Annotated in this window: 8 protein-coding genes and 1 pseudogene; 3 read left to right on the top strand and 6 right to left on the bottom strand. The window is 72.8% G+C overall.

All coding sequences use genetic code 11. The features are described 5' to 3' along the window. Nucleotides 1-137: 137 nt before the first annotated feature. The 5 genes from ACF1A5_RS28790 to ACF1A5_RS28770 all read right to left on the bottom strand — a co-directional run bounded on the left by ACF1A5_RS28790 (nt 138) and on the right by ACF1A5_RS28770 (nt 6,801). Nucleotides 138-977, bottom strand: coding sequence for a carbohydrate ABC transporter permease (locus ACF1A5_RS28790; RefSeq protein WP_392195798.1), 840 nt, complete (start codon nt 975-977; stop codon nt 138-140). Beyond that, a complete protein-coding gene (locus ACF1A5_RS28785) occupies nt 974-2,344 on the bottom strand; it encodes an ABC transporter permease subunit (protein WP_392195797.1) in 1,371 nt (456 codons plus the stop codon). The genes ACF1A5_RS28790 and ACF1A5_RS28785 overlap by 4 nt, the downstream gene beginning before the upstream one ends. 6 nt (nt 2,345-2,350) lie before the next feature. Next, nucleotides 2,351-3,679: an ABC transporter substrate-binding protein gene (locus tag ACF1A5_RS28780; protein ID WP_392195796.1), complete on the bottom strand. Its 1,329-nt coding sequence runs from the start codon at nt 3,677-3,679 to the stop codon at nt 2,351-2,353. Nucleotides 3,680-3,729: 50 nt separating this feature from the next. Continuing rightward, entirely contained in the window at nt 3,730-5,361 is a 1,632-nt protein-coding gene (locus ACF1A5_RS28775; RefSeq protein WP_392195795.1) for a glycoside hydrolase family 13 protein, read from the bottom strand. A gap of 168 nt (nt 5,362-5,529) precedes the next feature. Beyond that, nucleotides 5,530-6,801 (bottom strand): ABC transporter substrate-binding protein, encoded by a 1,272-nt coding sequence (locus ACF1A5_RS28770; protein ID WP_392195794.1) that lies wholly within the window; start codon nt 6,799-6,801, stop codon nt 5,530-5,532. Nucleotides 6,802-6,922: 121 nt separating this feature from the next. On the opposite strand from ACF1A5_RS28770, the gene ACF1A5_RS28765 reads away from it, so the two are divergent. The 3 genes from ACF1A5_RS28765 to ACF1A5_RS28755 all read left to right on the top strand — a co-directional run bounded on the left by ACF1A5_RS28765 (nt 6,923) and on the right by ACF1A5_RS28755 (nt 10,591). After that, nucleotides 6,923-7,429, top strand: coding sequence for a PadR family transcriptional regulator (locus tag ACF1A5_RS28765; RefSeq protein WP_392195793.1), 507 nt, complete (start codon nt 6,923-6,925; stop codon nt 7,427-7,429). 86 nt (nt 7,430-7,515) lie between these two features. After that, entirely contained in the window at nt 7,516-8,244 is a 729-nt protein-coding gene (locus ACF1A5_RS28760) for an ABC transporter ATP-binding protein (RefSeq protein ID WP_392195886.1), read from the top strand. A 64-nt stretch (nt 8,245-8,308) separates the two neighbouring features. Then, nucleotides 8,309-10,591 (top strand): FtsX-like permease family protein, encoded by a 2,283-nt coding sequence (locus tag ACF1A5_RS28755; protein WP_392195792.1) that lies wholly within the window; start codon nt 8,309-8,311, stop codon nt 10,589-10,591. 76 nt (nt 10,592-10,667) lie between these two features. Here ACF1A5_RS28755 and ACF1A5_RS28750 read toward each other — a convergent pair. After that, nucleotides 10,668-10,835: pseudogene (locus tag ACF1A5_RS28750) on the bottom strand (glucose-6-phosphate isomerase); the annotation flags it as partial.

Below are 10,835 nucleotides of genomic sequence, written 5' to 3'. Positions count from 1 at the left end.
GCCCTTTTGCGGTGATCGTTTATCCCGCGGGGGGCGGGGTCCCCCGCGGGGGCGGCGCGGGCGTTCGAACGCCCGCGCCGCCCCGCTGTTTCCCCCGGGTCCTCCTTCGAATGCTCCTTCGGGTCCCGCTCCGGGTCCTACTTCACGGACCCCGCCATCACGCCCTGCACGAAGTGCCGCTGGAAGGCGAAGAAGACCACCACCGGCACGATCAGCGACAGGAACGCCCCTGGCGCGAGCACGTCGATGTTGCTGCCGAACTGGCGGATCTGGGACTGGAGTTCCACGGTCAGCGGCTGGGAGGAGCTGTCGGCGAACAGCAGCGCCACCAGCATGTCGTTCCACACCCACAGGAACTGGAAGATGGCGAGGCTCGCGATCGCGGGCCGACCCACGGGCAGCACCAACTGGGTGAAGATGCGCCACTCGCCGCCGCCGTCCATGCGGGCCGCCTCCAGCATCTCCTTCGGCATCTCGGCGAAGTAGTTCCGCAGCAGGAACACCGCGAACGGCAGCCCGTAGGCCACGTGGAAGAGCACGACTCCGGGAATCGTCCCGAACAGCCCCAGCTGGCCGAAGAGTTTGGCGACCGGCAGCAGGCCGATCTGCACGGGCACCACCAGCAGGGCCACCACCAGCAGGAACAGTGGTTCGCGGGCCGGGAAGTCCAGCCAGGCGAAGGCGTATCCGGCCAGCGCCGCGATCACCACCACCAGCACCGTCGCCGGCACCGAGATGAGCACCGTGTTCCAGAACGCCTGGGTGATGCCCGCGTTCTTCAGCAGCGCCGTGTAGTTGTCGAAGGACAGCTGTCCCGGGCCGGCCAGGGAGGTCCACCAGCCGCCCCTGGCGGTGTCCTCGGCCGAGCGCAGCGACGACAGGAACAGTCCCGCCAGCGGAGTCAGCCAGACCAGGCCGATCACCACCAGGAAGGCCTGCACCAGCCCGTTGCCCAGGCCCCGCCTGACCGCGTTCATCGCTGACTCCTTCGGAAACGGCGCACGTTGAAGACCATCGCGGGGATGACGAGGAGCAGGAGCAGCACGCCGAGGGCGCTGCCGAGCCCCTGGTTGTTGCCGCCGCCGAAGGACACCAGCCACATCTGGGTGGCGAGCACGGTCGCGTCCTCCTGCACCGGCCCGGGCGCGATGACGTAGACGAGGTCGAAGACCTTCATCACGTTGATCACGAGGGTCACGAAGACGACGGTCAGCACCGGTGCGAGCAGCGGGACGGTGATCCGCCGGAAGATCTGCCACTCGTTCGCCCCGTCCATCCGCGCCGCCTCCAGCGCGTCCCGCGGCAGCGTCGCGAGGCCCGCCCCGATCAGCACCATCGCGAACCCGGTCCAGATCCACAGGTACGCCCCGATGATGGCGGGGGTGACGAGCGTCGGCCCGAGCCAGGACACGCCCTGGTAGGGCGCGGCGAAGTTCGACGCCGGCAGCCTCAGCGTGTACGACCCCGCGCTGAGCCCCGGGAGGCGGAAGGAGCCGTCGGACGCCGTGGTCGTGCTCGCGACCGTCCGTCCGTCGCGCACCGCCTCGACCTTCATGCCGGGCAGTCCGCTCTCCCGCCGGTCGACCTTGCCCGGCCGCCCCGAACCGCCGGGCGTGAAGTCCAGGTAGGCGACGCCGCGCAGTTCGCCGGCCGCGGCCCGCCGCCCGGCCGCCGGGAGGGCGGGGGCGGCGCCGCGGGGCAGGTCCTTGGGGAGCACCCCGACCATCGGCAGCGTCACCGCACTCCCGGGTGAGACACCCTTGCCGGTCGTGTACGAGCCGTCCCGGCCCTGGGTCAGCCCCTGGCCCGGGCGGGCGCGGGCGGTGGGGTAGGCGGAGGTGCCCTTGAAGGCGTCGTGGACCGAGACGACGGCGGCGTTCAGCACGCCCTTGTCCGGGTCCTCGTCGTAGGCGAGGCGGAAGATGATCCCGGCGGCGAGGAAGGAAACCGCCATCGGCATGAACAGCAGCAGTTTGAAGGCGGTCGCCCAGCGGACCTTCTCCACCAGGACGGCGAGGATCAGGCCGAGGCCGGTCAGCAGCGACGGGGCCACGACCACCCAGATCGCGGTGTTGCGGACGGCCTTGACGGTGGCCGGGTCGCGGAACATCTCGGCGTAGTTGGCGCCGCCCACGAACCGGTCGCCGGAGGCGTCGAAGAAGCTGCGCCCGACCGAGAAAAGCACCGGGTAGACGACGAGCGCGCCGAGCAGCAGGAGCGCGGGGAAGACGAACAGCAGGGCGACGGCGCGGCCCCGCCGCCGCATCCGCCGCGCGCGGTCGGCGAGCGCGGCGGGCGGCGGCGGGCTCGCCCCCTTGTCCTTCACGAGGGTGGTGGCGGTCATCGCGGCTCAGCCCCGGTACGCCTTGGCCGCCGCGGCCTCCAGCTTCGCCGCGGTCGCCTTCGGGTCGGAGGGGTCGCGCAGGAAGTCCTGGAGCAGCTTCCACTCGCCGGCTCCCTTGGTGCCGCCGAAGGCGGCGGGCGCCTGGTCGGACATGTCGAAGCGGACCGAGTCGCCCGCCGAGATCAGGGACTTGGCGGTCGCCCGGGTGACGTCGTCGCCGTAGGAGGAGAAGGCGACCTTCTTGTTCGGGGACAGGAAGCCGCCCGCCTTCGCCCACACGGAGGCGGCCTCCGGCGTGGCGAGGAACTCCAGGAGCTTCATGCCGGCCTTGGCGTTCTTGCCGTCCTTCAGCACGACGGCCGCGTCGCCGCCGCTGACCACGGGCGCGGCACCGCCGCCGACGGCCGGGAACGGGAAGAAGTTGGCGTCCTTGCCGATGGTGCGGCCGAACTGGTCCTTGGCGACGCCGGCGACGAAGTCGCCCTCGTAGACCATGCCCGCGCCGGGCTTGGGTCCGAAGACCTTCTCCACCGAGCCGGGGAAGTCCGTGTTGAGGGCCTCCTTCTGCCCGCCCGCGATCAGCTGCTTGTCCTTGAAGAGCTTGCCGAGGGTGCCGAGCGCCTCGACCACGCTGGCGTCGGTCCACTTCAGCTTGTGCGCGGCGAGGGCGTCGTACTTCTCCGGACCTGCCTGGGAGAGGTAGATGTTCTCGAACCAGTCGGTCAGCGTCCAGCCGTCCTGCCCGGCGACCGAGAAGGCGGGGAGTCCGGAGTCGGCGACGGTGTGCCCGGCCTTGAGCATCTCGTCGTAGCTCTTGGGCGGCTTCACGCCGGCCTGGGCCAGCGCGTCGGGGCTGTACCAGACCGTCGACTTGTGGGCGGCCTTGAAGTACAGGCCGTAGAGGGTGCCGTCGACGCTGCCGTACTTCTTCCACACGGGCGCGTAGCCGGCGTCGACGGACTGCTGGGTGGTGGTGGACAGCGGCTGGAGCCAGCCCTTCTTCGCGAACTGCTGGAGCACGCCGACCTGCGGGACCATCACGACGTCGGGGGCGTTGCCGCCCTCGATCTTGCTGCCGACGACGGTGGAGACGTTGTCCCCGGTGGAGATGAACTGCGTCTTGGCGCCGGTCTTCGCGGTGAAGGCGTCCAGCACCTTCTGGAAGTTCTTCTGCTCGCTGCCGGTCCAGACGCCGGCCACGGTGACCGTCTGGCCGCTGAGCGCCTTGTCGCCGCCGCCGGCGGAGACGGGGTCGCCGCCGCCGCAGGCGGTCGCGCCGAGCGCGAGGACGAGGGCGGTGCAGCCGGTGAGCAGGGTGGTACGTCGTCGCATCATCGTTGATGTCCCTTCGAGGGGTGGGAAACGGACGGGCTCGTGAGGGGGGTTCAGAGGTCGGCGGTGTCGTCGCCGATCCACCAGGCGGCCGTGGACCCGGCGAGCACGCCGGGGGGGCAGGGGCCGCTGGACAGCAGCGGGGCGCCGGGGACCGGCGCGGGTGTCGGGGCGGTGCCGAAGTTGACGGCGCAGACCAGGCCGTCGCCGCGGACGAAGCCGAGGACGCCGGGCGGGGTGTCCAGCCAGCGCAGGGTGCCCTCGCCCAGCTGGGGCAGCGCGGCGCGCAGGTGGAGGCCGTCGCGGTACAGGTGCCAGAAGGAGCTGGTGTCGGCGAGGGCCCGGTCGGTGGCGTGCTCGGCGAACCAGTCCGGCTGCGGCAGCCAGGGCCTGGCCCCCTCGACTCCGGAGGTGAAGCCGAAGGGGGAGGCCTGCCCGGACCACGGCAGCGGCACCCGGCAGCCGTCGCGGACGCGGGCGCGGCTTCCGGTGCGGCGGAAGATCGGGTCGGTGAGCACGTCGTCGGGCAGGTCGACGACCTCGGGCAGGCCCAGCTCCTCGCCCTGGTAGATGTACGCGGCACCGGGCAGCGCCAGCATCAGCAGCGCGGCGGCGCGGGCGCGGGCGGCGCCGAGGCCGCTGCCGCCGGTGGCGGGTTCGCCGTAGCGGGTGACGGTGCGGACCTGGTCGTGGTTGTTGAGGACCCAGGTGACCGTCGAGCCCGTGCCGGCTATGTCCTGCATCGCCTCGGTGACGACCTTGCGGAAGGCGTCGGCGTCCCAGGGGGCGCCGAGCAGGTCGAAGAAGAAGGCCTGGTGCAGCTCGTCCGGGCGGACGTACCGGGCGTGCTCGCGGGCGGTGGGCACCGAGACCTCGCCGACCAGCAACCGTTCCCGGCCGTCGTGCGCGGTGTACTCCTCGCACACGGCCCGCCAGTGCCGCCACACGTCGTGCACCTCGGGCTGGTTCCAGGCGAGCGGGTTGACCGAGTCGCGGGTGCGGGCGTCGGCCTCGGGGTCGTCCGAGTCGGGCAGGTCGGGGTGCTTGAAGAGCCCGGCGGCGACGTCGATGCGGAAGCCGTCTACGCCCCGGTCCAGCCAGAAGCGCAGGACCCGGTCGAACTCGGCGGCCACCTCGGGTGTGCGCCAGTTCCAGTCCGGCTGCTCGGGGGTGAACATGTGCAGGTACCACTGGCCGGGGCGGCCGTCGGGCTCGGTGATCCGGGTCCAGGCCGGCCCGCCGAACATGGCGTGCCAGTTGTTGGGCGGCTCGGACCCGTCGGGGCCGCGGCCGTCGGCGAAGTGGAAGCGGGCCCGGGCCGGGCTGCCGGGCGGTGCGGCGAGCGCCTCGCCGAACCACGGGTGGGCGCTGGAGCAGTGGTTGGGGACGATGTCGAGCAGGACCTTGACGCCGAGCCGCCGGGCGGCCGCCATCAGCAGGTCGAACTCGGCGAGGTCGCCGAAGAGCGGGTCGACGCCGCAGTAGTCGGCGACGTCGTAGCCGTGGTCGTGCTGCGGCGAGGGGTAGAAGGGGCTCAGCCAGATCCCGTCGACGCCGAGCTTCTTCAGATACGGCAGCCCGGCCCTGACCCCGGCCAGGTCGCCGATGCCGTCGCCGGTGCTGTCGAGGAAGCTGCGGACGTACACCTGGTAGATCACCGCGTCGCGCCACCAATGCCTGTTCAACCCATTGCCCTGTCTGTGCTAGGCGGCTGTTGTGCATGCATGTTAGGTAGCGGCGTCGCAGGGGTGTCAATGAAATGAACGGAAACTACTGGGCAGTTGCCGTTACGAACAGGGACTTAAAGGGACATAGTGAACGGAGTCGTAATGCCCGCGTTACCTAACAAGTAACTACCGACGGGCGATGGCGTCGAGCTCGCGCGCCAGCCGCCGCACCGCCGCCTCGGGCGTCTCCCGACCGGTCAGCGCGTCGTGCACGACCGCCTGGACCACCAGACTGACCTGGTCGTAGTGCGGGCTCTTGGGGCGCGGCGCGGCCGCGAGCACGGCGGCGCGCAGCGTCGGCAGATACGGGAACCGCCGGATCAGCGCGGGGTCTTCGTAGAGGGCGGCCCGCACCGGCGGCAGCGCGCCCCGGGTGAGGACCAGGCGCTGGACGCGCTCGCCGGTGAGATACGCGATCAGGCGGGCGGCGGAGTCGGGATGCCGTGCATGGGTGTTGACGGCCAGGTTGGAGCCGCCGAGGACGCTCGTGCCCGGTCCCGCGGGCCCGGGCAGCGGCACCGCGCCGATCTTCCCGGCGACCGGGGAGCCCTTGGCCGAGGCGACGGCGTAGGCGTAGGGCCAGTTGCGCAGGAAGAGCAGCCGGCCGTCCTGGAAGGCCTGCTTGGACTCCTCCTCCTTGTACGTCAGCGCCCGTTTCGGGATCCAGCCCTCGCGGACGCCGCGGGCGAGGAAGCCGATGCCCTCACGGGCAGCCGCGGAATTGACGGTGACCCGCGCGCCCTCGTCGCCGAGGATCGTGCCGCCCGCCGAGTACACGGCCTCGGCCGCGTTGACGGTGAGGCCCTCGTAGGGCAGGAACTGGCCCGCGTATCCGTCGAGCCCGTACTTCGGCGCGATGGTCCGCGCGTCGTGCTCCAGCTCGGCCCAGGTGCGCGGGGGCGGGACCCCCTCCTTGGCGAGGACGTCCTTGCGGTACAGCAGCAGGCCGGCGTTGGTGACGTACGGGACCGCGTACAGCTGCCCGTCGTAGGTGGCCGTGTCGACGACCGGCGGCAGGAAGGTCCGCAGCGGGAAGCGGTCGCGCGGCAGCGGGCGGATCCAGCCGGCCGCGGCGAACTCCGAGGTCCAGTTCACGTCGATGTTGAGGACGTCGAACCGGCTGCGGTCGCCGCCGCGCAGGTCGGTCGTCATCTGCGCGTGGGTCTCGTCGGCGGAGTCCGGGAGCTCGACGAGAGTGACCCTCTCCCCGGGGTGGGTACGGTTCCAGCCCTCCAGCAGGGGGCCGAGATAGCCGGTGAGGTCACCGGCGGTGGCCAGGGTGAGCGGGCCGCGCCCGTGGGACGCGTCCTCGCCGGCGCGGACCCCGGAGGCGATGTACCCGGTCATGACCACGACCAGGACGAGAAGGCCCCTACCGGCGGCGCGTATCCACCGCATAGGTTCCTCCCGTACACCAGGACCGGGCACCCTCGCCCGGGGTCAGAGGCCATGTATACCTGTTAGGTATGGGCGATACTAGGGCCTGGAGCACATTACGAGGACTAGGAGGAGAGCACGAGTGCGCCTGCCCCTCCTGGCACTCCTCGCTCGCGGCCCCGCCCACGGCTACGAGCTGAAGCAGGACCTTGAGCAACTGCTGGGCGCCGCGTACCCTCAGCCGAACGTCGGCCAGATATACGTGACCCTCGGCCGCCTCGAGAAGTCGGGACTGATCGAGGGCGAGGAGGTCGAGCAGTCCAGCCGGCCCAACAAGAAGATCTACCACCTCACCGACGCCGGGCGTGAGGCGCTGCGCGCCTGGTTCGAGGAGACCGAGGACGAGCCTCGGGTGCGGGACGAGTTCTTCATGAAGCTCGCGCTCGCGCCGCAGACCCGGCTCGCCGACCAGATCGCGCTCATCAACCGGCAGCGGCGCCAGTACCTCAACACCATGCGCAACCTGTCGAAACTGTCCGCGGCCGAGAACCGGGACAACCGAATCGCCCATCTGCTCATCGAGGGCGCGATGCTGCACCTGCAGGCCGACCTGGACTGGCTGGAGCGGTGCCAGGAGGAGCTGGAGTGAGCGACACCCACCCTCCTGAGCCGCGCCCGGAACACCGTCCCGAGCCCCGGTCCGGGGACGTCGCCGGGCCCGGGGCCGAGGACGTCGTGCTGCGGGCCGAGCGGCTCGTCAAGACCCACCACGGCGAGGGCGCGCCCGCCCGTGCCGTGCGCGGCGTCGACCTGTCGGTGCGGCGCGGCGAGTTCGTCGCCGTCACCGGTCCCTCCGGGGCCGGCAAGTCGACCCTGCTGCACCTGCTCGGCGGCCTGCAGCGGCCCGACGAGGGCAGCATCTGGCTGGACGGGCGGTGCACCGACGCCTACACCGAGGCGCGCTGGGCCGAGGAGCGCAGGAAACGCATCGGCATCGTCTTCCAGTTCTTCAACCTGGTCTCCAACCTGTCCGTCGCCGACAACGTCGAACTGCCCGCGCTGCTCGCCGGCCGCTCGCCGCGCCAGGCGCGCGCCGAGCGCGAGGATCTCCTGGCGGAGCTGGGGCTGAAGGGCAAGGAGCGCAGCATGCCGGGCGAGCTGTCCGGCGGCGAGCAGCAGCGGGTCGCGCTCGCCCGCGCGCTGGTGAACCACCCGCCGCTGCTGCTGGCCGACGAGCCCGCGGGCAGCCTGGACAGCCGGGGCACCCGCGAGGTGATGCGGCTGCTGTCCCGTTTCCACCAGCGCGGCCAGACGATCGTGCTGGTCACCCATGACGCCCGGCTGGCGAGCGCCGCGGACCGGGTGATCAGCTTCTTCGACGGGCGGATCGCCGACGACGCGGAACTCGACGGGACGCCGTCGCGGGGCACCGGCATTTCCGGTGTGCTGGAGCTGAAGGACTGACTGCGGTGTACGACCACCTGACGCGCGCGCCGGCGCCCCCGCCCCGGCCGAGGGGCTGAGCCGCGTGCGGGCCACGTTGCGCTGGGCGCACTCCGATCTGCGCACGCACCGCGGCGAGGCGCTGTTCATCGTGCTGGCCACCGCCGGCATCGTCGCCGCGCTGCTGCTGGCCACCGCGCTGTTCGGCTACGCGACCAACCCCTGGCAGCGAGTGTTCGCCCAGTCCCGGGGCGCCCATGTTTGGATCCACACCGTCCGGTCCGCCGACACCGGCCGGCTGGCCGCGCTGGACGGCGTCGAGTCCGTCGCCGGGCCCTATCCCACCGAGATCGCCACCGTCTCCTCCCGCGGCACCCGGGCCCTGGTCGAACTGCGCGGCACGCCCCGGCGGCCCGACGTGGGCCGGCCGCTGCTGACCTCCGGCCACTGGCTCGACCCGCGGGACCCCGGCGGCGTCGTCCTGGACAGCCGGCTCGCCCGGGCGCTGCTGGCCGAGCCCGGGGACGTCCTCCGTCTGCCGGGCACCGCCCGCACGCTGACCGTCGTCGGCGTCGCCGACAGCGCCGAACCCCGCTTCCGGCCGGGGGAACAGCCCGGTCTGGTGTGGGCGCCGCCGTCCGCGGTGCGCGATCCCGGCGGCCGGGTGATCGGACTGCGCCTGACCGACCCCGGCGACACGGACTACGCCGTCCAGCGCGCCGTCACCGTGCTCGGCGCCGGCGCGGTCGGCGAGGTGTCCACCTGGCAGCAGGCGCAGGCCGAGGCCCAGGGCGACAACCGGCTGCTCGGCCAGGTGCTGGGCCTGTTCGGACTCGGTGCGCTGGTCGCCGCGGGCCTGGCGGTGCACGGCGCGATCGGCACCCGCATCCGCGGCCATCTGCGGGACATCTCGGTGCTGAAGGCGATCGGCTTCACGCCCGGCCAGGTCGTCCGCGTCTTCCTGCTCCAGCACGTCGCCTACGCCCTGCTCGGTGCCGTCGCGGCGGCCGCGCTCACGCAGGGGCTGGGCAGCCTGTTGCCGGGGCGGTTCGGCGACGCGGTCGGGGTGTGGCAGGGGCTGCCGGGCCACACCGTGGCGCTGTTCGCCGTGCCGGTGGGGGCCGTGCTGTTCATCGGCGCGGTCACCGGGCTCGCGGCCTGGCGGGCGGGACGGGTGCCCCCGGTGCCGGTGCCCCGCCCGGCGGCCTCGGCGGGCGGCCGGCTGACGGGCCCGGCGCGGCGCGCCCTCGGCCTGCGGCTGCCGCCCGCGCTGGTGCTCGGCTGGCACAAGGCGTTCACCCGCCGTCCGCGCACCCTCGGCACGGTCGGGCGGCTCGCGCTGCCGCTGCTGCTGATCGTGGTGGCGATGAGCGCGTGGACCACGATCGACCGCTTCCACAGCAGCCCGGAGCGGATGGGAATGCCCGCGGCGCTCACCGTCCGCGCGGATCGCGGCCTCGGCGACACGGACGTCCGCGCCCTGCTGGACCACGAGCGGCGGGTCGCCGCCGTCTATCCGGGCGTGGAGATGGCCGCCCTGGTTCCCGGCCAGACCGCGACGATCGCCCTGCGCGGTCTCGGCACCCGCCAGGACCCCTACCCGTACACCCTCGCCCAGGGCCGCGCCGCGACCGGCCCGGACGAGGCGGTCGCCGGGCAGGGCCTGCTCGACCTGCTGGACGTGCGGGTCGGCGACTGGGTGCGGATGACGGTCGGCGACCAGCCGCAGATCCTGCACATCGTGGGCCGCAGCATCGAACCGGAGAACGCCGGCCGGGTCATCTCCACCTCGCTGGACACCCTCCGGGCGAACGACCCGAACCTGGCCCCGACCCTCTACCAGTTGCGGCTGCGCCCCGGGGCCGATCCGCACGACGTCGCGAACGGGCTGACCGCAGCCGGCCGCGGCCACCTCGACGTGCACGCCGTGACCAACCCGGCCGACGGGCTGTCCCCGCTGCGCGCGGTCGTCGCCGGACTGGTCTGCGTGCTCGCCCTCATCGGGCTGATCGAACTGCTCACCGCGATCGGCGGCACCGTCCGCGAGGGCGAGCGCGACCTGCTGGCGCTGAAGGCGATCGGGTTGTCACCGCGCCAGATCACCGCGATCACCGTCACGGCCACCAGCTGCACCGCGCTGGCCGCGGTCGCCGTCGCCACGGCGCTGGGGCTCCCGCTGGCCCACTGGCTGATCGACGCCCAGGGCCGCTCCAGCGGCATCGGCGCCGGGATCGCCCAGGCCCCCTCTCCCCTGCTCCTGCTGCTGTTCGGCACGGCCGCCGTCGTGGGCGCCGCCGCCCTCGCCGCGCTTCCCGCCGCCCGCGCGGCCCGCCGCCGCCTGGCGGACACGCTGAGCGCGGTGGCCTGAGGGACGGCGGTCCCGCACGGGGGGTGGGGGCCCAGGGGGAGCCCCCACCCGGACCCACCGGGGCGGCCGGCCGGGCTCACCGCCGCCCGCGCAGCTCCCGGTACTTCGCGACCAGGGCCCGGGTCGACTCGTCCAGCCCCTCCACCTCCGCGCCCTCGGTCAGGGCGGGCTCGACCCGCTTGGCGAGGACCTTGCCGAGCTCGACGCCCCACTGGTCGAAGGAGTCGATGTTCCACACGGCCCC

It is taken from the genome of Streptomyces sp. NPDC014864 (assembly GCF_043081525.1).
Taxonomy (GTDB): Bacteria; Actinomycetota; Actinomycetes; order Streptomycetales; family Streptomycetaceae; genus Streptomyces.
The sequence above is the reverse complement of the archived record's forward strand: the minus strand, read 5'-3'. Positions and strand labels throughout refer to the sequence as shown.

Excerpts from the sequence above, each read along its gene's own strand:
- ACF1A5_RS28790 (WP_392195798.1), bottom strand. The coding sequence starts at position 977 with ATGAACGCGGTCAGGCGGGGCCTGGGCAACGGGCTGGTGCAGGCCTTC.
- ACF1A5_RS28770 (WP_392195794.1), bottom strand. The coding sequence starts at position 6,801 with ATGCGGTGGATACGCGCCGCCGGTAGGGGCCTTCTCGTCCTGGTCGTG.
- ACF1A5_RS28780 (WP_392195796.1), bottom strand. The coding sequence starts at position 3,679 with ATGATGCGACGACGTACCACCCTGCTCACCGGCTGCACCGCCCTCGTC.
- ACF1A5_RS28785 (WP_392195797.1), bottom strand. The coding sequence starts at position 2,344 with ATGACCGCCACCACCCTCGTGAAGGACAAGGGGGCGAGCCCGCCGCCG.